Origin of the sequence: Mesorhizobium sp. LNHC221B00 (assembly GCF_000502935.1) — a bacterium.
GTDB lineage: Bacteria > Pseudomonadota > Alphaproteobacteria > Rhizobiales > Rhizobiaceae > Mesorhizobium > Mesorhizobium opportunistum.
Map to the genome: position 1 here is coordinate 198,407 of NZ_AYWR01000013.1, position 21,867 is coordinate 220,273.

Annotated in this window: 22 protein-coding genes, 2 tRNA genes and 1 pseudogene; 12 read left to right on the forward strand and 13 right to left on the reverse strand. The window is 62.4% G+C overall.

Annotation, left to right across the window (positions count from 1 at the left end; genetic code table 11):
- The first annotated feature begins 20 nt into the window (after positions 1–20).
- Positions 21–899 carry an SMP-30/gluconolactonase/LRE family protein gene (locus X741_RS148500; RefSeq protein WP_023778752.1) on the forward strand — a complete coding sequence of 293 codons (879 nt, stop codon included), beginning with the start codon at positions 21–23 and terminating at the stop codon, positions 897–899.
- 128 nt (positions 900–1,027) lie between these two features.
- On the opposite strand, the gene X741_RS1000000170445 is transcribed toward X741_RS148500, so the two are convergent.
- From X741_RS1000000170445 to map, 3 genes are all read right to left on the reverse strand, one after another.
- Entirely contained in the window at positions 1,028–1,825 is a 798-nt protein-coding gene (locus X741_RS1000000170445; RefSeq protein WP_023778753.1) for a hypothetical protein, read from the reverse strand.
- A gap of 298 nt (positions 1,826–2,123) precedes the next feature.
- Positions 2,124–2,885 carry a DNA repair protein RadC gene (radC, locus tag X741_RS148490; RefSeq protein ID WP_023778754.1) on the reverse strand — a complete coding sequence of 254 codons (762 nt, stop codon included), beginning with the start codon at positions 2,883–2,885 and terminating at the stop codon, positions 2,124–2,126.
- 57 nt (positions 2,886–2,942) lie between these two features.
- The gene (map, locus tag X741_RS148485; protein ID WP_023763563.1) at positions 2,943–3,770 is read right to left on the reverse strand and encodes a type I methionyl aminopeptidase; all 828 of its coding nucleotides are present in this window, start codon (positions 3,768–3,770) and stop codon (positions 2,943–2,945) included.
- A 348-nt stretch (positions 3,771–4,118) separates the two neighbouring features.
- Between map and X741_RS148480 the strand changes: the two genes are divergently transcribed.
- The 3 genes from X741_RS148480 (at position 4,119) to X741_RS148475 (ending at position 5,110) form a co-directional block, all read left to right on the forward strand.
- Positions 4,119–4,415, forward strand: coding sequence for a DUF982 domain-containing protein (locus tag X741_RS148480; protein WP_023763564.1), 297 nt, complete (start codon positions 4,119–4,121; stop codon positions 4,413–4,415).
- 193 nt (positions 4,416–4,608) lie between these two features.
- Positions 4,609–4,872 carry a DUF6074 family protein gene (locus tag X741_RS1000000171085; protein WP_023778755.1) on the forward strand — a complete coding sequence of 88 codons (264 nt, stop codon included), beginning with the start codon at positions 4,609–4,611 and terminating at the stop codon, positions 4,870–4,872.
- Between the two features lie 162 nt (positions 4,873–5,034).
- Positions 5,035–5,110 (forward strand) — tRNA-Cys (locus tag X741_RS148475).
- 153 nt (positions 5,111–5,263) lie between these two features.
- On the opposite strand, the gene X741_RS0135280 is transcribed toward X741_RS148475, so the two are convergent.
- The 7 genes from X741_RS0135280 to phaC form a co-directional block, all read right to left on the reverse strand.
- Positions 5,264–5,470 (reverse strand): hypothetical protein, encoded by a 207-nt coding sequence (locus X741_RS0135280; RefSeq protein WP_023778756.1) that lies wholly within the window; start codon positions 5,468–5,470, stop codon positions 5,264–5,266.
- Positions 5,471–6,068: 598 nt separating this feature from the next.
- Positions 6,069–6,545, reverse strand: a complete 477-nt coding sequence (locus X741_RS148470) for a hypothetical protein (protein WP_156937915.1) — start codon at positions 6,543–6,545, stop codon at positions 6,069–6,071.
- Positions 6,546–6,728: 183 nt separating this feature from the next.
- The gene (locus tag X741_RS148465; RefSeq protein ID WP_023778759.1) at positions 6,729–6,920 is read right to left on the reverse strand and encodes a hypothetical protein; all 192 of its coding nucleotides are present in this window, start codon (positions 6,918–6,920) and stop codon (positions 6,729–6,731) included.
- 787 nt (positions 6,921–7,707) lie between these two features.
- On the reverse strand, positions 7,708–8,004 hold the full coding sequence (locus X741_RS148460) for a hypothetical protein (protein WP_023778760.1): 297 nt from the start codon (positions 8,002–8,004) through the stop codon (positions 7,708–7,710).
- Positions 8,005–8,702: 698 nt separating this feature from the next.
- Positions 8,703–8,777, reverse strand: a tRNA-Glu gene (locus X741_RS148455).
- Positions 8,778–8,967: 190 nt separating this feature from the next.
- On the reverse strand, positions 8,968–10,209 hold the full coding sequence (locus tag X741_RS148450; RefSeq protein WP_023778764.1) for a YcbK family protein: 1,242 nt from the start codon (positions 10,207–10,209) through the stop codon (positions 8,968–8,970).
- 215 nt (positions 10,210–10,424) lie between these two features.
- The gene (gene phaC, locus X741_RS148445) at positions 10,425–12,260 is read right to left on the reverse strand and encodes a class I poly(R)-hydroxyalkanoic acid synthase (RefSeq protein WP_023778765.1); all 1,836 of its coding nucleotides are present in this window, start codon (positions 12,258–12,260) and stop codon (positions 10,425–10,427) included.
- A 98-nt stretch (positions 12,261–12,358) separates the two neighbouring features.
- On the opposite strand from phaC, the gene X741_RS01000000166905 reads away from it, so the two are divergent.
- The 8 genes and pseudogenes from X741_RS01000000166905 to recJ all read left to right on the forward strand — a co-directional run bounded on the left by X741_RS01000000166905 (position 12,359) and on the right by recJ (position 19,498).
- The gene (locus X741_RS01000000166905) at positions 12,359–12,751 is read left to right on the forward strand and encodes a hypothetical protein (RefSeq protein WP_013895147.1); all 393 of its coding nucleotides are present in this window, start codon (positions 12,359–12,361) and stop codon (positions 12,749–12,751) included.
- Positions 12,752–12,810: 59 nt separating this feature from the next.
- A complete protein-coding gene (locus X741_RS148440; protein WP_023778766.1) occupies positions 12,811–14,028 on the forward strand; it encodes an LL-diaminopimelate aminotransferase in 1,218 nt (405 codons plus the stop codon).
- 37 nt (positions 14,029–14,065) lie between these two features.
- A complete protein-coding gene (locus tag X741_RS148435) occupies positions 14,066–15,379 on the forward strand; it encodes a homoserine dehydrogenase (protein ID WP_023778767.1) in 1,314 nt (437 codons plus the stop codon).
- 103 nt (positions 15,380–15,482) lie between these two features.
- A complete protein-coding gene (locus tag X741_RS148430; protein WP_023763576.1) occupies positions 15,483–15,839 on the forward strand; it encodes a hypothetical protein in 357 nt (118 codons plus the stop codon).
- A 70-nt stretch (positions 15,840–15,909) separates the two neighbouring features.
- Positions 15,910–16,077: a Thivi_2564 family membrane protein gene (locus tag X741_RS1000000168700; protein ID WP_023763577.1), complete on the forward strand. Its 168-nt coding sequence runs from the start codon at positions 15,910–15,912 to the stop codon at positions 16,075–16,077.
- Between the two features lie 199 nt (positions 16,078–16,276).
- Positions 16,277–17,260, forward strand: a complete 984-nt coding sequence (glpX, locus tag X741_RS148425) for a class II fructose-bisphosphatase (protein WP_023763578.1) — start codon at positions 16,277–16,279, stop codon at positions 17,258–17,260.
- Positions 17,261–17,407: 147 nt separating this feature from the next.
- Complete coding sequence (locus X741_RS1000000171500) at positions 17,408–17,554, forward strand: DUF6434 domain-containing protein (RefSeq protein ID WP_280940340.1); 147 nt, start codon at positions 17,408–17,410, stop codon at positions 17,552–17,554.
- A 95-nt stretch (positions 17,555–17,649) separates the two neighbouring features.
- A pseudogene (recJ, locus tag X741_RS01000000166910) lies at positions 17,650–19,498 on the forward strand (single-stranded-DNA-specific exonuclease RecJ).
- Between the two features lie 21 nt (positions 19,499–19,519).
- Here recJ and X741_RS148420 read toward each other — a convergent pair.
- The 3 genes from X741_RS148420 to hisI all read right to left on the reverse strand — a co-directional run bounded on the left by X741_RS148420 (position 19,520) and on the right by hisI (position 21,753).
- Entirely contained in the window at positions 19,520–20,077 is a 558-nt protein-coding gene (locus X741_RS148420; RefSeq protein ID WP_023778768.1) for a dihydrofolate reductase family protein, read from the reverse strand.
- A 161-nt stretch (positions 20,078–20,238) separates the two neighbouring features.
- Positions 20,239–21,213, reverse strand: coding sequence for a patatin family protein (locus X741_RS148415; protein ID WP_198023972.1), 975 nt, complete (start codon positions 21,211–21,213; stop codon positions 20,239–20,241).
- An 81-nt stretch (positions 21,214–21,294) separates the two neighbouring features.
- The gene (gene hisI, locus X741_RS148410; RefSeq protein WP_023778770.1) at positions 21,295–21,753 is read right to left on the reverse strand and encodes a phosphoribosyl-AMP cyclohydrolase; all 459 of its coding nucleotides are present in this window, start codon (positions 21,751–21,753) and stop codon (positions 21,295–21,297) included.
- Positions 21,754–21,867 lie beyond the last annotated feature (114 nt).

Here is a 21,867-nt window from a genome sequence, read left to right on the forward strand (position 1 = left end):
CCTATGGAGAGGAGGACAGCATGAAGATCGAAGTCGTGGTAGATGTGAAGACCACACTGGGCGAGGGTCCGCTTTGGGACGTCAAACAGGAGCGCCTTTACTGGATCGACAGTTTCGACGGGCGGGTGTTCCGGGCGACCGCCGACGGTCGTGAAATCCGCTCCTGGGACGTGCCGATGAAGATCGGCTCAATGGCGCTGCGCAAGGACGGCGGCGGCGCCGTCGTCTCACTGCAGCGCGGCTTCCATCTGCTCGATTTCGCCACCGGCGAGGTGACGCTGATCCATGATCCGGAGCCGGACAAGCCGATGAACCGGCTGAACGACGGCAAGGTCGACCGGCGCGGGCGCTTCTTCGCCGGCTCGATGGATACGATGGAGGAGGGACCTTCAGGCGGGCTCTACCGGCTCGATCCGGATTTTTCCGTCACCCGGATCGATACCGGCATCATCTGCTCCAACGGCCCGTGCTGGAGCCCCGACGACCGCACCTTCTACTTCGCCGACACCTGGACCGGCGAGATCTGGGCCTACGACTACGACATCGCCACCGGCGCGGCCACGAACCGCCGCACCTTTACCCGCGTCGACACCAGCCGGGGCGGTGCGGCCGATGGCTCGACCGTCGACGCCGAGGGCTATCTGTGGAATGCCCTGGTCTATGACGGAAGGCTGGTGCGTTACGCGCCGGACGGCACTGTCGACCGCATCGTCGACATGCCGGTGAAGAAGATCACCAGCGTCATGTTCGGCGGCCCGAAGCTCGACACGCTCTACGTCACCTCGATGGCCAAGCCGCCGCTGCCGCGCTTTCCTGGCGACGGTGTCCTGCGCGGCAGCCTGTTCGCCATCACCGGCCTCGGTGTTACGGGCGTGGCGGAGCCGCGGTTTGGCGGGTGAAGTTCGGCGCACGACGGATCGCCCAAGCCGCCGCGGATAGCCGCTCTTTACCTTCAGCAACCAGCAATGCCGCCGGCAAACCGGCGGCATTGTGACTGGCGGCTCCTGCCGTTTTCGATCGTTATGCCTTAAGGCGTCGTTTCCGCTTCGATCTTGGCGGCCGTCTGGTCGATCTTGTCGGCAAGGACTCCTTGGGCCCAAGTCGTGACCTCGGCGTCTATGGGCTTGTTGGCCATGTTTGCCAGCGCAGCGTCGAGTGATGCCTGATCGGTGCCGACGGTCGCCGTGGTAGCTGCTGCCTCAGCTTCGGCGGCGGCCGAGTTGGCGTCGGCGACAACGGCCGTCTGAGCCGTGATCTGCTCATTCAAGGCTTGGATCTGTGTGGCGTTGGCGACAGGGTCCACCTGCGCTGCCGTCAGCTGCGCATTCAGGTCATCCAGTTTGGCCTGGGCCGCTGCCGCTGTGGCTGCTGCCGTCTCAGCCGCGGCTTGCGCGACCTTGGCTTTCGCGGATTGCGTCACGAATGCCTGAATACCGGCGAACTTCTTGCTCTTGGAGTTCATATAGGCGTTTATGTTGCGCTGCAGAGAGTTCAGCCGGCCAAGCTTGGCGTGGATGTTCTTGTCCTTGGTCACCGACGAGACCTGCGTGCTCGTGTCGACCGTCGTGTCCTTTTGCGCCTTGGCTACCTGCCCCGGGGCCGACGACGACTTGCCATGCGTAGCGCTGCTGTTGCCGTGCGCGGCGCCTGAATTGCCACCGCCGTTGCCGTTGCCACCGCCGTTACCACCGCCGTTACCACCGCCGTTACCACCGCCATTGCCGCCGCCATTGCCACCACCGTGCCCGTTGCCACCGGCGAGCGCCGGAGTTGCCAGGAGCGCCAGTGAGGCAAGGGCCGCAAACAAAGTCTTTCGGGTTGTCATGGTAATCTCCTCGAGGAATCGCCATCCGCCCGACAGCTAAGAAAGGCTCGTATGAGAAATCGCTAATTCTACAGAGTAAACTTTAGTCAAATGCCGTATCAATACGCGAGCCCGCAGCCCGCAGACGCGGTAACGGTTTGATAATACAAAGAAATCGGCGCCATAAAGCTGATGCAGTACTGAAGTCCCATGTCGGCGGGACCTTGGTCCTAGTTGCCAACCGCGGCACTGCTACGCCAAGCGCGAACGCCTGGTTTCGTCTTGGCGAAGACGATTTCACAACATGTGTTTTGTTGCCCTAGATCAGCAACAAACCCTTCATGCTGGCGTATCCCTTTCGCCCGATGATGAGGTGATCGTGCACGGAAATTCCGAGGGGCTTAGCCGTATCGATGATCTGCTTGGTCATCTCGATGTCCGCGTGCGATGGCGTTGGGTCGCCTGACGGGTGATTGTGGACCAGGATAATCGCGGTCGCCGACAGTTCGAGCGCCCGCTTGACCACTTCCCTGGGGTAGACGGGCGTGTGATCGACCGTGCCCGTCTGTTGCACCTCGTCGGCGATCAGTGCGTTCTTCTTGTCAAGGAACAGGATGCGGAACTGCTCGCGCGCCTCGAAAGCCATGGCCGAACGGCAATAATCGAGAAGCTGCTGCCAGGAGGAGAGGACCTCGCGGCCGTGGATCTCGCTGCGCGCCATGCGCTGCGCGGTCGCCGCGACGATTTTCAAGTCGAGCGCCACCGTGGGGCCAATGCCCTTGACCTCCTGCAACAGCCCGACGGGCGCGCCAAGCACTTCGGCCAGCGTGCCGAAGCGCGCCAGCAGCGCCTTGGCGGCCGGCTTGGTGTCGGCGCGCGGGATCAGCCGGAAGAGCAAAAGTTCCAGGAGCTCGTAATCGGGCAGGGCGTCGGGACCGGCCGAGGCAAAGCGCTCGCGCAAACGGTCGCGATGGCCGAGATAGTGCGGCTTCTCCTCGATCGCCGGCCTGGCCTTCGCGGCCGGCCGGGCCGGCACCTCGGAGAAGAAACTCCGCTCGTCGTCGTCGCTTGCCTTGCCCATCCGCCCCCGCATCCGGCAATCAATCGGGCAAAGCAGTCGCCCGAAATGTCAAGAATATCAGGCCGGCAGGCCGGGGCGGTCGAGTTTGTTCGGCGAGAGCGTGAAAATCTCGCAGCCCGTGTCGGTCACCCCGATCGTGTGCTCGTACTGCGCCGAAAGCGAGCGGTCGCGTGTCACGGCCGTCCAGCCATCTGACAGGACCTTCACATGCGGGCGGCCGAGATTGATCATCGGCTCGATGGTGAAGATCATGCCGGGCCGCATTTCCACGCCTTCATTGGCGTTGCCGTAGTGCAAGATGTTCGGGGCGTCGTGGAAGAGCTGGCCGACGCCATGGCCGCAGAAATCACGCACCACCGAGCAGCGCTCCGCCTCGGCATAGGTCTGGATGGCGGCGCCGATGGCGCCGGTGCGTGCGCCCGGCCTGACTGCGGCGATGCCGCGCATCAGGCATTCATGGGTGACCTCTAGCAGGCGTTCCGCCGCGCGCTTGATGGTGCCGACCGGATACATGCGCGAGGAATCGCCGTGCCAGCCGTCGAGGATGTAGGTGACGTCGATGTTGACGATGTCGCCATCCTTCAACGGCTTGCTGTCGGGAATGCCATGGCAGACGACGTGGTTGATCGAGGTGCACGATGACTTGGTGTAGCCGCGATAGTTGAGTGTCGCCGGCAGTGCGCCGTGATCCATGCCGAATTCGAAAACGAAACGGTCGATCGTGTCCGTGGTGACGCCGGGAGCGACCATCGGCACCAATTCGTCCAGACACCGCGCGGTGAGGTCGCATGCCCTGCGCATGCCGGCAAAGCCTTCCTCGCCATAGAGGCGGATCTGGCCGGTGTTTCTGAGTGGTGCCGTGGCGGCGTCGAGATAGGTGACCATTTTGTCCGTATAGAGCTGGGGAGCTGCAAGAGTGCTGGCGTGAAGATGCCACCAGATTTGGCACTTGGGGGCGAAAGGTTCAAGGAAGAACTGCCTGATACGGCCCACGCCGCCGGGATATTCGTCTCGTTGGTGCGATCTCTTGCCGGTTTTGCACGGCTGCTTTGCTTTCTGGACATCATGCCCTTGGGACGCCCGAGCGGGTCAGATCGCCCGAAGCGTCGCTGATGGCAGCCTGCTCATGGGCCACTTCCGCAGTGACGACACATTTGCATGGCACAAAACCGTCAAGGCAACTTTTGACGACGAACGGCGTTGCTTGGGCGACACCGGTTCGGGAGACGACGGATGGACAGATTGCAGTTCGAGGTGCCGGTGCGCATTGCCCAAGGCCCCGGCTTGCCCGTCGAGGAGATCTACAGTGTCGAGCAGGCGCTCGACTTTCTCCAGGACTGGCCAGCACGCCGGCAAGGACCGGTATATCAGAAAGCCTTCAATGCCTGTTTTGGCGCCACGGTGGACGTGGTCAAGACCGAGGATGCCTGCCGGGCATTCATGGCGTTCTGCCGTGTCACCGGACTGATGGCCGGCGACATGCTGGCTCCGCGCAAGCGCGGCGGCGAGCCGAGGGCACTGCAGGCCTGAGAGCCATAGCGGCGGTCACAGGCGAACGGCAATAACCGCTTAAATACGCGGCCATGCAGTGGCCGGGGCGCCGCACACTTAGCATCCACGAAGACGCGTCGACGGCGTCGTTAAGCTTCCGTTTCCACCTTAACGGCTACGCCATTGCTGTTCAGCGATGGTTGATTCGTTGCGTCAGTTCAGGGTTCGGAAGATGTCCTCAGAAAAAGTTCGTGCGTTCCCGATCGACCGTCAGGTATTCCTGGTCCGGGAAGTTGCCGCCAGGCTCGACAGCCTGCAAGGCGAAACTGCCGCCTCGTTCTGGAGGGCAAAAGCGGCGGAGTTGCTCGATCTCGTTGTCGGATCGGGAAGGGATAAAGCCGCAGCCACTGATGAAGTACGCAGGTTTTTCCTGGCCGTGCAAACAGAACTGTTGGCCGGAGTGACGGCTCAGCCGGCGCCAGTTCTTTCCGCCTGAGGCAGGGTCTACTATTTTCCTGGCGGGGATGAACCAACGGGCGGTCCCTACGCCATTGTTATCTGACGTGTCCTGCGCCGTGCTTTCCGTGGTATCGATCAGGGAAATTTTACCAAAGACGTCAACAACCTTTAAACTTCTTACCGCTACTACCAGTTGCATGGCCTCGTGGCGGAGCGGCTACGCTAGAGACGGCAAATCTCGGAAGCCTCGGTTCGATTCCGAGGCGAGGCCTCCAATCTCCTAAAGCAAGTAACGGGACGGCAGAGTCGGCTGCAATTCGATGCCGCCGTCGGCGTGTTTGAAACGCGCACGGCCCAATCGAGGCGGCCTGGAATGTCGTTGGCGACATCCAAGAGGCGAATCCTATCCCATTCCGAAGGTTCGATATTCATGGCTGCCGTTGAGATAGCGGGGCCGTCATGGCGATGGTGAACTGCCTTGCATATACCCGCTCTTTTACCGCCACGGGTTGATCGAGCTGCTGCGCGTTGGCAGCTTGAGAGGCTGTCGAGGCGAAGAGGATTGTCTGAGTCAGGAGAGCCGAATAGACAGCGACCTGGATCAGCACGGCAGCAAAAGCGATCTGTTTGAGCATGCCATAGAACGCGCTGGCCTGTATCGGGTTCCCGGCTCTCGCATTCGCCCGCAGCCGCTCGGTGGCGGCTTTTCCAATGGCTGGAGTTCGATCTGCCTTCGGCCAAATTGGTCAGTGAGGAGTCTTCCGGTTGCCCGCTATGCCTCCTCCCACGTCGGCGGCAGATCGCCGACTGCCGAGAGCTTGAGGATGAGAACGTAGTCTCGGGGGCTATAGACCGGAGCGGCCGGCCAACGGGTGGTGTCCGTCATCGCCTTGCCTCGCTCTATGAGGCGCTTAGAATACCATGGTCATTTCAGGACGAAGTAGAGCGGAACGAGCAACGCGAATGCAGCGACACCCGTGAGAAACAGGTTTGTGGTCATGTCGTGTGGCCCCCCGGCCGTTTTCATAGACCATACAGCCACGCAATTTAGCTAAAATGCAAGCGACCTTGCTCCATCGCCCGCCTCGCTCTCTTGCCTATAAGTCGAGACTTATGCAATATCGCCTCGTTCCCAACTACGAGGCGCGGCGTGCGCGACAGCGAATTGACCGAGCGGCCCGGCAAGGGCTGGACGCCATGGCGGGAAGGCGTCCTGACCGAGTCTGCTAGTCCTCAGCGGGCAAGAAAGCATCCTTGACGGACGGTATCCTGGTAGCATTTGTCGGAAAATCCGGGATGACGCTGGCGAAGTTTGTCGACGATCTCGGGATGTGAAAATCTCTGGGCGAGCGCATCCTCGCCGGCTTGGAAGGCGTCTTGAAAAAGTGCGCGCGCCCGGCGGCGTGCGTCTTCGATTTGGACCTCTGAAAAGCGATCTCTTAGGACGCGTAAGTCAATTGGAAGAGGCCCCTCACCGAGGGGGCCGAACCGTTGATGAGAGCTGTTATGAGAAATAATTGCAAACGCCGCATCGAGCAGCTTGGCGTTTCGCGCTTCTGTCACGACCTTGGCTCGGGCAGCGGTGCGAAGTTGTTCGACGTGTTGCTCATCGATCATCGGATCTTGCCCACGGCGCACCCAAAGAGAGAATGCTTCTATTCGACGATGGTGTCCATACATCAGGGGGTGTGCCGATGCGTTGACGAGCATACAGAGCGTCCCGGCCGAGGGCGCGACATGCTCGCACGGACTCCCTTGACGGAAGTAGAGATCGGATGGCGTCGGCACGTCTCGGCTACCAGGCGAGCGGGACGCAGTGGGCGGGTGAACCGAGCGTCGGCGGGTCGAGACATGCGTCCGCCCGACTATCGCAACCAACCCTGCCGAGAGCGCCTAGACTCGCACGATCCTATCGAGGTGCAGGCGTATCCGCTGGCCTTCCGCAAAGTTCAAGGCGAACGATTCCAGCTCGAATGAACGGGTAAGTTCCTGGTCTTCCTCGACCACGCGAACGGACCATTCGCCGCTGGCTTCGGCCACTTCGACACAAGGCAATTCCTTGCGGATTGGAACCACGCTACCCATCACAGCCTCTCTACGAAAAGCAATGGCTACGCGATTTTTATAAGTCCGCCGAACTCGGGGTTTCAACAGGAAAAGACTGTACGGTTTTTACCAAGGAGTTGCCGACCCAACGGCATGCTCTAGCTCCGGCAGGTGGCAATTCCCTCAAGTTGCCGCAGTGGCCGGCGCTCTAGGCGGATTGCTTTCATCTGCAATCGCGCCGGCCGCTCTCCCAGAGCGTCATTTCGGTCGCTTCGGGAAGTTGATTATCTTGGCGCTTCATAAGGCCTAGATCGGAACTTTAGCGTTCTCTCATGGTTCTCCCTTCGATGTTGTCGAACCTAGGATCGGTAGAGCGATGGCTGTGTTGGCCTTTGATTTCATCCATTGCCCGAGTGTGACCCCGGACGAAATATTAGTCGGGGTTTTGTCCGTGGCAGCGTGCTTGCTGTTTTTCAATGTTTTTGCGACCAACCGTCCAAATCGATAGGCCGCAGGGGCGTCGTTGAGGAACATTAGCTATTTCGAAAGGTTGGGATCACGCGACCGGATGTCGCTGCTTGGCATCCGAGCAGGCTGGTGCGGCAAACATCAGCCGGCCCGCGTCATCGGTCCCTCCGTGGCGCGGGCTTTTTCTCCAGGTCAGGAGAGGCGGAGGGTCGTCTTGTTGTCTTGGCCGCCGAACAGTTGTCGCCACCGACGTAAAACGGCGCCAGCGCACGTTTGTCCCTAGTCTCTGTCCTACGCCGCGCTTCCTGCCCGCGACGCCTGGCGTCTACCCTCGCTGCTGCGACGGTTGAGGTGCAAGTCACGATCCCGACATTTCGCCGGCGACGCCCTCCTGATGCCCCTGCCGGTTAGGCCCGGTGCTTACTGGCCCGCCCGCCCCAAGTGCCGGGCCGCTGCTTCCGATAAGTGCCTCAAGTTCACCAAGCGTAAATTCAATCAGGTACCGGTATTTTGAATCATTCGAGTAAATGCCCTCGGCATCAATCGATATCATCGGGCCGCCCGCCCCAGATTTGACATCGCCATCAATCAGCGGTCGATCGAAGATGGTTCGAGAAGTTCCTTCCCGTTTGGCAGGCCTGACCAGCATCCGCATTGCGTTACCCCGTTATATCTGCCCTGTGCGCCGGGCAAAGCCTGCGAACATTCCGGAAAAGCCTGCCGCTCCACTATCGTTCCAGCCTGTTTGGCGCGTCAGACCTTTGCGCCATCGTCTAGGGACCTTAGCCCTACCTGCTGGCTTGTGCGGTCAATGCCATCGCCGAAACTGAAGCCGGTAGATCAAGCGGGATGACATCATGGCACATGTGCGCGAGAAGTTCGGTGCTGCACTTTCGCACTTACGATCTGATCATTACGTGCACAAAGATTTCCGAATCAGAAGCGGCGACTCGGCCGAAGTGAGAGCACAAATCTCACGACCAGGCCGACAATGAGGCCCAGCGGACCGGTTATGAAGATGCCAAGCAGCGGACCCTGGTTGGCATCAGGCGCGAAAATGATTGGCCCGACGAACCCCGCCGACAAAGCCGATGATGCCCAGGATCACGCCCCAGCGAAACATGGTGGCGATCATGGGGATGTCTTCCGCAGCCTGACCCCGGCGCCGCCGCCATTCTCAGGGATGAACTCGACGCCGGCCGCTTCTAAAGCCGCTTGCACCGCAGCCATTGAGTGGCCTGGCGCCGTGGCCTCGGTCTTGATCCTGGTGACGGTGTTCCGGTGCACGCCAGATTTCTATTCGCCAAAAATTGGACAGGTGATGGGCCAATGCCGCTAAGTGCTTGAGATCTCTGGTACGCCCAAGGGGAATCGAACCCCTGTTACCGCCGTGAAAGGGCGGTGTCCTGACCGCTAGACGATGGGCGCGCTCAGATGAGAGCGGCTTATACTGGCGTTGCGCGCAACCGGCAACCCGTCAGGTGCCGCCTTGGACAACTTTTTTCCAGCCCGCCAAATCGGCGATTTCATCAGCATCGGCAAGGTGTTGATATCTGTCCGGCCGCTCGCCATGCCAAGGTCTCCGCGAAAGAACTTCGCCTGAGTGACGACTTTGCCGCTAGCCGTCGTCACCGCCGCTGCGGCGCCGGCAGCGCCAGTTCCAGTCGCGCTCGGGGCCGACGTCGATGTGGACCGATTCGGTGTGGCAGTAGGTGCCGACGCCGCCGCGGCCGGGCATCGTCCTGATGTAGCTCGCCAGCTCCCATTTGGAGACGCCGGGCACCTGGATGTCGGCGGCGGCGCAGTACATGTGCAGTGAATTCTTGGCGCCGTTGGCGCGACGGTTGCGGGCCGGGTCGCGATAGCCCGAGGTCACCATCATCTTGCGGCCGTAGTGGCCTTCGATCGTCTTCAGCACGCGCACCAGCGAAGGCTTCAGGCAAGCGACGTCGACGCTTTCGTTCTGCTTCAGCAAACCATTGGGCGCGAGCCGCGCCATGCCGGCGGCGGACGCGACCTGGTAGGAGCCGCCCGAGCCTTCGTCCTCGTTGAGATCGACGTCGCTTTCGTCGTCGATGCCGGATTTTCGCTTGATCTCGAACAGGGCGGTCTGGCGCACGCCGGGCAAGGCATCGCTGCCGGTGATGTGGCCGGCTTCATCCCCCGTGGAAGCCAATTGTATCGGTTTTGCCGTGGAATCGGCCGAGGCCAGCGTGATGATCGGCTTTGCCGCCGCCGGCGCCGGCTTGGCTTGTACGGCCGGCTGCTCGCCCGATCGCGCGTTGATCAGAGGAGCGGGCGCCGCCGAAGCGGGCGTGGCGCCGAACATCGAGGCCAGGAAGCCTTTTTTCTTGGGCGCCTCGGCTTGCGGCATTTCCCCGGCGGTCACATAGACGGGATTGTTCATCGCCGGTGCCGCGGCCGGCTTCGTCACGCCGGCATCGGCAGCGGCGATCTTCTGGGCGACAGCATCGGTCTGTTGCGCCGTCTGGGCGGGCTGCTGCAGGGCCTGCGGTGTTTGTCCCGCGATGGTTTCAACGCCGGCCGGCATCGTCAGCGGAAACGCGGCCTGGGGCTTGGCCACCGGCACGTAGGCGACCTTTTCCGGCAGCGCCGTATCGCTTTCGCTCATCACGGTCGTCTGCGTGGTCGCCATCTGAGACGACGAATCGGCGCCGGCGGCCGGTTTGCCGGAGGAGGTGTTGATGTCCGATGCGGAGGCATTGTAGCCGGGTATTCCGACCGACATCGTCTGGTCGCCAGCCGATGTGCAGGAGGCCAGGAGCACCGAGCAGAGCGCTGCCACAACGGCGCGGCGTTCTCCCTTTGCGAGGCTCCATCCTGCTGATTTCAAAGTCAAATTCCCCCTCGATGTCCGGTCGGTATGTCCTAGGCTCAGAACCAGTATGTCCGCGCCAAGGTGACCTTTGTCTCCGATCCGGAAACGAGACCTGTGTCAAATCCGCAAGCCTGGAAGTATTTTTGCAGGGATCGCCGAATTACGGCCGCTGAAGGTTAACGACACCATTTCGCCCGCTTTTGACGGCTCGTCAACTCACCACACATTACAGTCCGTTACACACGCACCTTCACATAGGTGCCGGGAGCATCGCCCAAGGTTTTCATATGCTTGCCGGGTTTGCGGGCAGGCACGCGGGTGTTGTCCTTGGCCTCTATCCAGCTTTGCCAATGCGGCCACCAGGAGCCCGGATGGTCGGTGGCGGCGGCGATCCACTGGTTGAAATCGCCCGTCGGCGGGCCGCCCGTCCAGTACTGATACTTGTTGGACGCGGGCGGATTGACGACACCGGCGATATGGCCGGAGCCCGCCATCACATACTCGACCTTGCCGCCGAAATATTTCGAGCCGAGGAAGACGGACAGTGCCGGCGCAATGTGATCTTCCCTCGAGGCGAGGTTGTAGATCGGAATGGTGACATCGCCGAGCGAGACCGTGTGGCCCGCCAGTTCCATCGTGCCGCGCGAGAGGTTGTTCTCGAGATAGCAGTTGCGCAGGTAGAAAGAGTGGTTGGCGGCCGCCATGCGGGTCGAATCGGCATTCCAGTAGAGCAGATCGAAGGGCAGGGGATCCTTGCCGCGCATGTAGTTGTTGACGACATAGGGCCAGATCAGGTCGCCGGAGCGCAGCATGTTGAAGGCGGTCGCCATCTTGGTGCCGTCGAGATAGCCCTTTTCGTTCATCGACTTTTCCACCGCCGCGACCTGTTCTTCGTCGACGAACACTTTCAGGTCGCCGGCATAGGTGAAATCGACCTGCGTGGTGAAGAGGGTCGCCGACTTGATGCGGTCGTCACCTTCCTTGGCCATCAGCGCCAGGGCGGCAGCCAGCAGCGTGCCGCCGACGCAATAGCCGATCGCGTTGACGTCGCGCTCGCCAGTTGCCTTCTCGATCGTGTCGAGGCCGTATTGCAGACCTTCCCGGATATAGGCTTCCCAGCTCTTGGCGCCGTGGCGTTCGTCCGGATTGATCCAGGAGATGACGAAGACGGTGTGGCCTTGCTCGATCGCCCAGCGAATGAAGGATTTCTGCGGGTTGAGGTCGAGAATGTAGAACTTGTTGATCCAGGGCGGGCAGATCAGCAGCGGTCGTTTCAGCACCGTCTCGGTCGCCGGATCATACTGGATGATCTCGGCCACATCGCTGCGGCCGACCACCTTGCCGGGCGTGGTGGCGATGTTCCTGCCGATCTCGAAGGGCGAATAGTCTGCCTGACGCAGCTTCAGGTCGCCCTTGCCGGCGGCGATGTCCTCGGCCAGCATCTTCATGCCGCGCACCAGGTTCTCGCCGTTCGAGGCAACGGTTTCGCGAAACAGTTCCGGATTGGTCAAGATGAAATTCGACGGCGAGATGGCGTTGGATACCTGCTTGACGTAGAAGCTGGCCTTGTGGCGGGTGTGCTCGTCCAGACCTTCGGCGTGCTCGACCAGTTCGGACGCCCAGCGCGAGGTGACGAGATAGGCCTGCTTGAGAAAATCGAAGAAGGCGTTGCGGCCCCATTCCGGATCCTGGAAACGCTTGTCGCCGCGCTCCGGCTTGACGGCATCGTCGGCGCCCTCGGCGCTGGGGCTGACGCGCTGGATGGCGTTCGCCCAAACGGTCATGTAGCCGGCGAACAGCCGCGTCTGCGCTTCGAGCGCGCGTTGCGGATCGGCAAGCCAGTATTCGCTGAGCTTGGAGAAGGTCTTGACCATGTCGACGACGGGTTCGGCGACGTGGTCGCGCACTTCGCCCCTTTCGCGCGGTTCGGCCCAAGCGGAGGCCGCCTTGCCGGCCTGCTCGATCATGCGCGCCATATTCAACGCGAAGCGTTCCGGATCCTTCACCAGATATTGCTCGACGGTCGAAGGCTCGTCATCTTCCGCTTTGCCCGAATCGGGTGTTTTGGCCATGGTTCGCGGGGTTCCTCCCGAAGCGTTTTCTTGACATATTAACATGGGACATCCGGCAGGGTCCAATCTCGCTCTACCCCGGCTGCCAAGGAAACAATATGACGATTAAGATTGGCGAGACTGTTTTTTTTGACGCCGGACGCTTTTGCCGCATCGGCGCGGCGATCGTGCTGCTGGGCATTGCCGGGTGTTCGAGCACCAACACCAGCGGACCGGTGCCGTTGGCGACGGATGCGGGCCCGAAGGACACAGGCTCCTTTCCGAACCTGAACATCAAACCGCAAGTGGCGGCCCAACAGTTCACGGAAGCGGAGAGGAACGCCAAGCTTGCCGAACTGAAGGCCGATGAGAATGCGCAGGGCGCCAAAGGCGGCGCTGCCAACGTCTCCAATCAGGCGGCGCTGTCGGACCTTGCGAAGAAACACGGCCCCCAGACGTTGAAGCAGATCGAGGGCAAATGCGATCCCGCCCTCGACCCTACCTGCAAATGAGTATATAGCGCGCGCCCAACGCCTCGGATGTCCGGGGCCCTTCGATGTCTGGAACTGCCATGGAAGAATTTCACAAGGTCCGCCGACTTCCGCCCTATGTCTTCGAGCAGGTCAACCGGCTCAAGGCCAGCGCCCGTTCGCGCGGCGCCGACATCATCGACCTCGGCATGGGCAATCCGGACCTGCCGACGCCAAAGGCCATCGTCGACAAATTGTGCGAGGTGGTGCGCGATCCGCGCACGCATCGCTATTCCTCCTCGCGCGGCATTCCGGGCCTGCGCCGCGCCCAGGCCGCCTACTATCAGCGCCGCTTCGGCGTGAAGCTCAACCCCGACACGCAAGTGGTGGCCACGCTCGGCTCGAAGGAAGGCTTCGCCAACATGGCGCAGGCGATCACCGCGCCCGGCGATGTGATCCTGTGTCCCAATCCGACCTATCCGATCCATGCCTTCGGCTTCATCATGTCGGGCGGCGTCATCCGCTCGCTGCAGGTCGAGCCCGATGACGGCTTCATCCCAGCGGTCGAGCGCGGCATCCGCCATTCGATTCCGAAACCGCTGGCGCTGATCCTCAACTATCCGTCGAACCCGACGGCGCTGGTCGCTTCGCTCGATTTCTACAAGGATGTGGTGGCGTTCGCGAAGAAGAACGACATCATCATCCTGTCCGACCTTGCCTATTCGGAGATTTATTTCGACGGCAACCCGCCGCCTTCGGTGCTGCAGGTTCCCGGTGCCATCGATATCTGCGTCGAGTTCACCTCGATGTCGAAGACCTTCTCCATGCCCGGCTGGCGCATGGGCTTTGCCGTCGGCAACGAGCGGCTGATTTCGGCGCTGACGCGGGTGAAGTCCTATCTCGACTACGGCGCCTTCACGCCGATCCAGGTGGCGGCGGCGCACGCGCTCAACGGCGACGGCGCCGATATCGCCGAGGTCCGCGACATCTACCACAAGCGCCGCGACGTGATGGTCGATGCCTTCGGCCGCGCCGGCTGGACCATTCCGGCCCCGGCCGCCTCGATGTTCGCCTGGGCACCGATCCCGGAGCCGTTCCGCCATCTCGGCTCGCTCGAATTCTCCAAGCTGCTGATCGAGCACGCCGACGTGGCGGTGGCGCCCGGTGTTGGCTTTGGCGAACATGGCGACGATTTCGTGCGTGTCGCGCTGGTCGAGAACGAGCACCGGATCCGGCAGGCGGCGCGCAACATCAAGCGCTTCCTGTCGACCAGCGCCAAGCAGCCCAACAATGTGGTTCCGCTTTCCGCCCACCGGTAAATACAATTCCGATCTGATTTGAGGGACGTCGCCTTCCATGGCTGAAGCATTGCGTGTTGGAATTGCCGGACTTGGCACGGTCGGCGCGTCCGTGGCGCGCGTGCTGCGCGACAAGGCGGCGGAACTGACCCGGCAATGCGGGCGCGACATCATCGTGTCAGCGGTTTCGGCGCGCGACCAGAAACGCGACCGCGGCGTCGATCTCGGTTCGGCAACTTGGTTCGACGATCCGGTCAAGATGGCGCAGACGGCCGACATCGACGTGTTCGTCGAACTGATCGGCGGCGACGAAGGCCCGGCGCGATCGTCGGTGAAGGCCGCACTCGAAGCAGGCCGCCACGTCGTCACCGCCAACAAGGCGCTGCTCGCCAAGCATGGCGTGGCACTTGCCGAGATAGCCGAGAAGAAGGGCGTGCTGCTCAACTACGAGGCTGCGGTGGCCGGCGGCATTCCCGTCATCAAGACGATGCGCGAAGCGATGGCCGGCAATTCGGTCACCCGCGTGTTCGGCATCCTCAACGGCACCTGCAACTACATCCTGACCCGCATGGAGGCCGAGGGTATCTCGTTCGACGCCTGCCTGAAGGACGCGCAGCGGCTGGGCTATGCCGAAGCCGACCCGACCTTCGACATCGAGGGCCACGACACTGCTCACAAGCTGTCGATCCTGACCAGCCTTGCCTTCGGCACGAAGATCGCGGCCAACGACATCTACATGGAAGGCATTTCCAACATCACCCAGGCCGACATCCGCGCTGCCGGCGATCTCGGCTACCGGATCAAGCTGCTCGGCGTCGCCCAGCGCACCGAAAGCGGCATCGAGCAGCGCGTGCATCCGACCATGGTGCCGACGGCTTCGGTCATCGCGCAGGTGCATGGCGTCACCAATGCGGTGGCGATCGAGACCGACATCCTCGGCGAGCTGCTGCTTTCAGGCCCCGGCGCCGGCGGCAACGCCACCGCTTCGGCCGTCATCGGCGACATCGCCGACATCGCCAAGAGCCGGCCCGGCTTCCAGCACGGGCCCGTCTTCGGCAGGCCGGCGAAGGAGTTGAGGCCCTACAAGAAGGCGCAGATGCGCAGCCATGCCGGCGGCTACTTTATCCGGCTGACCGTGCATGATCGCATTGGCGTGTTCGCCGCGATCGCCAAGCGCATGGCCGACAACGACATTTCGCTGGAATCGATCGTCCAGCAGGCGATCGGCGGCGAGGCGGTGGCGCAGAAGACGGTGATCCTGGTCACGCACGAGACGACAGAGGCGGCCGTGCGCAAGGCCGTTGACGGCATCACCAAGGACGGTCACCTGACCGACAAGCCGCAGGTCATCCGCATCGAGCGGGCTGGATAGCGCCGCGCCATCGCGCTTTGGCTGGTCGGGTGGCGGTCGGGATTGCCGGAACCAATCCTTGCCGGCGTCGTTCTCCTGAGGTCCCCAAACCGAAGGAACCGCAATGGCCGAAGCATCGAAATCCGATAGCCCTCAAATCGACGATGTCCAGAAGACGCTGGAAAAGCAGATCGCCGAACTGCGCAAGGAGATCACCAAGATCAACAAGAGCATCTCGGCGCGCGGTGCCGAAATGCTCGACGATGCCAGCGAGCAGGCTTCCGATTTCTACGATACGGCGGCATCCCGCGCATCACGGACGGCACAGCAGTTGCGCAGCCAGGCCCAGTCGGTTTCGGAAGTCGCGCGCGAAAATCCCGGCACGACGACCGCCGTGGTTGGCGTGATCGGCCTGCTCGGCTTTCTCGCCGGCCTGGCCGTCGGCCAATCGATGAACGACACATCGCGCCGCTGGTATTGACGGCGCCGGTACTCAGCCGGCGTTGCCGGCTCGTTTCCCTGCTTCAGGAAATCATTTCAAGGAGGGTACCATGGCTTCGTCCGCGCTGATCGGCATCCTGATCACGTTCCTCGTCATCATTCTCGTCCTCTATTTGGTGCAACGCCTGCCGCTCGACGCCAGGATGAGACAGATCGCCCAGATCATCGTCATCATCATAGGCATCGTTTCGCTGCTCAAATATCTCGCGGTTTTCTAGGCTACGAAGGGCAGGGATTTTCCCGTTTCAAGCCGGCGCGGTCCCCGTGACCGGGCTGGCATTGTTAAAAATGCTGCTTAATCGATTGATACTGCTGGTCTTTCGATAAAACTTCCGGCAGGTCTTGCCGTTGTCATGCTCGTTTGACAAATAAGGCTCGCCTCTGGCGGGAGGTGGCATGCGAACGAGGATTGTCCGAATGAACGTGGCCCAGAACATCGTCGCCGGCCTTGACCGGATACTCACCATGGAACTGGTGCGCGTCACCGAACGGGCCGCCGTTGCGGCCGCCAGGCTGCGCGGCCGTGGCGACGAGAAGGCGGCCGACCAGGTTGCCGTGGACGCCATGCGCCAGGAGCTCAACCGGCTCGCAATCAAGGGCACGGTGGTGATCGGCGAGGGCGAGCGGGACGAGGCGCCGATGCTCTATATCGGCGAGGAGGTCGGCACCGGCAAAGGTCCGGCGGTCGATATCGCGCTCGATCCGCTCGAGGGCACGACGATCTGCGCCAAGAACCTGCCGAACGCGCTCGCCGTCATCGCGATCGCCGAGAAGGGCAGCCTTTTGTTCGCGCCCGACGTCTATATGGACAAGATCGCCATCGGCCCGGGTTATGCCGAAGGCGTCATCGACATCGATGCGTCGCCGGCCGACAACATCGCCAGCCTCGCCAGGGCCAAGGGCGTCGCTGTCTCCGACATAACGGCCTGCATCCTCGACCGGCCGCGCCACGCCAAGCTGATCGACGCCGTGCGCGCCACCGGAGCCGCGATCCGGCTGATTGGCGACGGCGACGTCGCCGGCGTCATTCACACCACCGACGCGGAAGAAACCGGCATCGATATCTATCTCGGCATCGGGGGGGCGCCGGAAGGCGTGCTGGCCGCGGCGGCGCTGCGTTGCACCGGCGGCCAGATGCAGGGCCGGCTGATCCTCGACACACAGGAGAAGGTCGCACGCGCGGCCAAGATGGGCATTTCCGATCCGAAGCGCGTCTATCGGGCCGAAGACATGGCGCGCGGCGATGTGCTGTTCGCGGCCACCGGCGTCACCGACGGGAACATGCTGGCGGGAGTGAAGTTCGGCCGCACCACCATCACCACCCATACGATCGTGCTGCGCTCGTCGTCGCGGACCGTGCGCGAGATCAAGGCCAGGCATCAGGATCTGGATAAGTTCTGACACTCGCTTGCGAAGCCCCGCTACAGTTGCTAGCCATTCAGAGGCGAGCCTGAAGCTGGCCGCAAGGATTTGACGATGAAGGCGTTCGACTGACACGCGGAGCCGATTTCGCGTGCCATTACGAAATCCTATCGCAACACCTAGAATGTGCGTCGCTCTCTCACCCGCGAATGCGGCGATGCGTTCAGGTTCGATCGGCCTTTCATGGCCTGGCTCGAGGACGGTCGGGGAAAGACGATGGGGGACGCCGCCGACGAATGGATCCGGCGCCAGGCTGAAAAGCGGAAAGCGTAGTTTTTCTTGAATTGTCCCGTGACGTCTGCCGGCGTGAAGCTTGGTTTTGCCGGCCTTCGGCCTATCCTGCACCGAACTATGAGTCGGCAAAGCGCATGATGGGCGAAAGGCGCCTCTTCCTCGATGTCAGGCAGTCGGCCACCGGTCTCGCCTGGGAGCACCGGCTGACCGAACGGCAGGACATGATCGCGCTCGCCATCGCGCAAGGCCATGGGGTGCCCGACATCGTCGCGCGCGTGCTGGCCGGACGCGGCGTTACCGCCGATGAGACCGAGCGGTTTCTCGACCCGACAATTCGCGACCTGTTGCCGGATCCGGCATCGCTGACCGACATGGACAGGGCAGCGGCCCGCATCGCGGCGGCGGTGATGGCCAAGGAAAAGGTGGCGATCTTCGGCGACTACGATGTCGACGGCGCCGCCTCGTCCGCCTTGCTGAAGAGGTTCCTGACGCATTTCTCGGTGCCGTCCGAAATCTACATCCCGGATCGCATCTTCGAGGGCTATGGCCCCAATCCCGATGCCATGCGCGAACTCGTCTCGCGCGGCGCAACGCTGATCGTCACCGTCGATTGCGGCACCAACAGCGCGGTCTCGGTCGATGCGGCCAATGCGGCCGGCGCCGACGTGGTGGTGCTCGATCACCATCAGGTTGGCGGCGCCTTGCCGGCGGCGATCGCCGTCGTCAATCCCAATCGCGACGATGACCTTTCCGGGCAGGGCCATCTGTGCGCCGCCGGTGTCGTCTTCCTTGCCCTGGTGCAGACTGCAAGGGTCTTGCGCGGTCTGACCGACGCGCCGCCGCCGGACCTGCTTTCGCTGCTCGATCTCGCGGCACTTGCCACCGTGTGCGACGTGGTGCCGCTCACCGGCGTCAACCGCGCTTTTGTGGTCAAGGGGCTGCAGGTTGCGCGCCAGCAGAAGAATGAGGGGCTGGCGGCACTGGCGCGGGTCTCGCGCATCGGCGAACCAATCAGCACCTTTCATCTCGCCTATCTGATCGGTCCGCGCATCAATGCCGGCGGACGCATCGGCGATGCGGCACTCGGCAGCCGCCTGCTTGCGACCGACGATCCGGTCGAGGCCCGCACCATCGCCGAGACGCTCGACCGCCTCAACCAGGAGCGGCAGCTGATGGAGCAGGAGATGCTGGCGGCGGCCCGTGTCGAGGCCGATGCCGAGCTTGCCGGTGGCAGCGGTCCGGCGATCGTCGTTACCGCCAGCAACAACTGGCATCCCGGCATAGTCGGCCTGCTCGCCTCGCGGCTCAAGGATCACGCGCGCCGACCGGCTTTCGCCATCGCCTTCAATGCCGTGGGCGTCGGTACCGGTTCGGGTCGTTCGGTGTCGGGCTTCGACCTCGGCCGGCTTGTGCGCGAAGCCGCCACCGCCGGGCTGATCGTCAAGGGCGGCGGCCATGGCATGGCGGCCGGCATCACCGTGGAGCGCGCCAGGCTCGGCGAGCTCAGGGCGTTTTTCGAGGAGCGGGCGGCCGCCGACGTGTTTCGGCTGCAGGACGAGGAAAGCCTCGCGATCGACGGCGCGCTTGCCGCCGAAGGCGCGACGCTCGGCCTGCTCGATGCGCTGGAAAAGGCGGGGCCATTCGGCGCCGGCCACGTGGCGCCGGTTTTCGTGCTGCCGCGGCATCGGCTGGCCGACGCCAGNGCCATTCGGCGCCGGCCACGTGGCGCCGGTTTTCGTGCTGCCGCGGCATCGGCTGGCCGACGCCAGGCCGGTCGGCACCAACCACATCCGCTGCGAATTGCAGTCCGACAGCGGCGGTCGCATCCAGGCGATCGCCTTTCGCGCCGTCGACACGGTGCTGGGAGAATTCCTGTTCAAGAACCGGGGCAAGACGGTGCACGTCGCCGGCTCGCTGTCGGGCAATCACTGGAACGGCAACCGCACGGTGCAATTCCGCATCATCGACGCTGCGCAAGCGTAGTCGCGCCCGAGGCCGTCGAATTCAGCTGGCCGGCGCATAACGCAGCAGCATCACGCCCTGGCTCAGGCTTTCCGTCCCAAGCGGTCTCAGCGTCAGCGACTGGCCGGACTGGAAGTATGGCTTGCCGCCGCCAAGCACGACGGGATGCATGTAAAGCCTGAATTCGTCGACGAGACCGGCACGCGACAGGGAGGCGGCAAGATCGGCGCCGCCGAGGATGACGAGCCCATCCGTCTCGGCCTTGAGAGACCTTACCGTGGTCTCGGCATCGCCATCCACCAGCCGGGCATTGGGCCCGACCTCTCGGAGCGTGGTCGAGAATACGATTTTTGGCGTCTCTCGCCACGCGCGGGCAAAATCCCGCTCGACCTCAGTGTCGCCGGTCTCGCGGTCAGGGCTGTCCCAGAAGCGCATCATCTCGTACATGCGCCGTCCGGCTAGGACGACCGAGGCCTGTCGCATCATGTCGTTGAAATGCTGGTGCAGCTCTGCTTCGGGAACGGGCAGGGCGATGTCCCCCTCCGGTCCGGCGATGTAGCCATCCAAGGATGTCAGCATGGAATAGACGATTTTGGCCATCGGCGTGCCTCCGTTCCATCTCCTGTAAACGAGCATAACCAATTGCATTTTGCAATTGGTTTATCTCATGCAGGCAAAATGGAATTGACGCAAAGCCGGTCGGACGAAGCATCTCCTTGGACAAGAGATGGCAGCGGCGCCTTTCAAGCCATTGACGTATTCTAAGCCAGAACCGTCTGAAGCCGGGCCAGTTCGCCGATCTGCGCCATGGTCGCCTGGTAGCCGAGCTGGATCGCCTCGTCGGCACGGTGGAACTCGGTCAGGCCGATATGGCTAAGCTTGGGCTGCAGCGACATGTCGGGCGGATCGCCGGCGAGCCTGGCGCGCGAAATCCGGTCCTGGATGATGTTGAAAGCCTCGACCATGACGCCGGTGATGCCGAGGCGGCTTTGATGCGACTGGTGCTCCGGGTCCGAGTGGCCGAGACGCGGCGCGTCCTTTTCGACAACCAGCTCGCCGGCGCTGTGTTTGATCACGGCGGCACGGCCGAACAGGTCGTAGTGAAGGTTGGCCGCCACGACCAACGGCTGCTCGTAGGCGCGGCAGACCGACACCGGGACCGGATTGACCAGCGCGCCGTCGACCAGTACGCGGCCGTTGCAATTCACCGGTTCGAACACGCCAGGCAGTGCATAGGAAGCGCGCATGGCTGTAATCAGCGAGCCGCTCGACAGCCAGATTTCGTGGCCAGTGCGGATCTCGGAAGTGACCGCGACGAACGGCTTGGGCAGGTCCTCAAAGCGAACGCCCGCCACATGTTCGCGCAGGCGCGCATCGAGTTTCATGCCGCCGAACAGACCGCTGCCGCGCAAATTGAGATCGAGCAGGCCGAAGATGCGCCGCCTCGTAAGGCTGCGGGCGAACTCTTCCAGCTCGTCCAGTTTGCCGGCAAGATAACAGCCGCCGACCAGCGCGCCGATCGAGGTGCCGGCGATCATCGACACTTCGATGCCGGCCTCATCGAGCGCGCGCAGCACGCCGATATGGGCCCAGCCTCTGGCGCAACCACCGCCAAGGGCGAGCGAAATGCCTGTTTTCCTGGGAGATTTGGTTTCGGATGCGCCACCGGGCGAGGACAGGCCGTTGGCCTCCCTGACATCTGGTCTGTTACGCAATGACGCCCACTCGAGCATCATGATCTCCCTTGTCCCATGTCCTTTGTAGCGGAAGGACGTTTGAGAATAGTGAACATGAGTGGTTTGTGAATATTGAATGGTTCACAGAGGCTTCCGATACGTTTCTTCCGCATCGAACAGCGGCTTGCTGCCATCGTCGGCAAGCGTCCCCTTGCCATCGACCAGCCCCACCGTCCGATAAAAACATGAACGCCGGCCCGTGTGACAGGTTGCGTCGTGGCCCAACACTTTGACGCGCAACCATATGGCGTCCTGGTCACAATCCGTGAGCATCTCGACGACATGCTGGAGATTGCCCGAGGTTTCGCCCTTTTTCCAAAGTGCGTTGCGCGACCGCGACCAGTAGTGCGCGATGCCCGTTTCCAACGTCAGCGCCAGCGCTTGCGCGTTCATGTGCGCGACCATCAAGAGCATACCGTCGGCGGCGTCGGTGACGACGACGGTCACAAGGCCAGAGGCATCGAAGCGCGGTGAAAACACCGCGCCTTCTTCCAAGGCCTTCTTGTCTGACGGAGCTTTTGGAAATTCCACTGCCGACATCGCCGATTTATTTCCTGGCCGGGTTATTTTCCTGTTTGACCATGATCTCTGGACAAACGTTTTCGTTTGTCGGCGAAAACCGGTTTCCACTTTTCGGAATCATGGTCGGGCAAT

Coding starts and splice junctions, on each gene's coding strand:
- X741_RS148500 (WP_023778752.1), top strand. CDS start 21: ATGAAGATCGAAGTCGTGGTAGATGTGAAGACCACACTGGGCGAGGGT.
- X741_RS1000000170445 (WP_023778753.1), bottom strand. CDS start 1,825: ATGACAACCCGAAAGACTTTGTTTGCGGCCCTTGCCTCACTGGCGCTC.
- radC (WP_023778754.1), bottom strand. CDS start 2,885: ATGGGCAAGGCAAGCGACGACGACGAGCGGAGTTTCTTCTCCGAGGTG.
- map (WP_023763563.1), bottom strand. CDS start 3,770: ATGGTCACCTATCTCGACGCCGCCACGGCACCACTCAGAAACACCGGC.
- X741_RS148480 (WP_023763564.1), top strand. CDS start 4,119: ATGGACAGATTGCAGTTCGAGGTGCCGGTGCGCATTGCCCAAGGCCCC.
- X741_RS1000000171085 (WP_023778755.1), top strand. CDS start 4,609: ATGTCCTCAGAAAAAGTTCGTGCGTTCCCGATCGACCGTCAGGTATTC.
- X741_RS0135280 (WP_023778756.1), bottom strand. CDS start 5,470: ATGCTCAAACAGATCGCTTTTGCTGCCGTGCTGATCCAGGTCGCTGTC.
- X741_RS148470 (WP_156937915.1), bottom strand. CDS start 6,545: ATGCTCGTCAACGCATCGGCACACCCCCTGATGTATGGACACCATCGT.
- X741_RS148465 (WP_023778759.1), bottom strand. CDS start 6,920: ATGGGTAGCGTGGTTCCAATCCGCAAGGAATTGCCTTGTGTCGAAGTG.
- X741_RS148460 (WP_023778760.1), bottom strand. CDS start 8,004: ATGCGGATGCTGGTCAGGCCTGCCAAACGGGAAGGAACTTCTCGAACC.
- phaC (WP_023778765.1), bottom strand. CDS start 12,260: ATGGCCAAAACACCCGATTCGGGCAAAGCGGAAGATGACGAGCCTTCG.
- X741_RS01000000166905 (WP_013895147.1), top strand. CDS start 12,359: ATGACGATTAAGATTGGCGAGACTGTTTTTTTTGACGCCGGACGCTTT.
- X741_RS148440 (WP_023778766.1), top strand. CDS start 12,811: ATGGAAGAATTTCACAAGGTCCGCCGACTTCCGCCCTATGTCTTCGAG.
- X741_RS148435 (WP_023778767.1), top strand. CDS start 14,066: ATGGCTGAAGCATTGCGTGTTGGAATTGCCGGACTTGGCACGGTCGGC.
- X741_RS148430 (WP_023763576.1), top strand. CDS start 15,483: ATGGCCGAAGCATCGAAATCCGATAGCCCTCAAATCGACGATGTCCAG.
- X741_RS1000000168700 (WP_023763577.1), top strand. CDS start 15,910: ATGGCTTCGTCCGCGCTGATCGGCATCCTGATCACGTTCCTCGTCATC.
- glpX (WP_023763578.1), top strand. CDS start 16,277: ATGAACGTGGCCCAGAACATCGTCGCCGGCCTTGACCGGATACTCACC.
- X741_RS148420 (WP_023778768.1), bottom strand. CDS start 20,077: ATGGCCAAAATCGTCTATTCCATGCTGACATCCTTGGATGGCTACATC.
- X741_RS148415 (WP_198023972.1), bottom strand. CDS start 21,213: ATGATGCTCGAGTGGGCGTCATTGCGTAACAGACCAGATGTCAGGGAG.
- hisI (WP_023778770.1), bottom strand. CDS start 21,753: ATGTCGGCAGTGGAATTTCCAAAAGCTCCGTCAGACAAGAAGGCCTTG.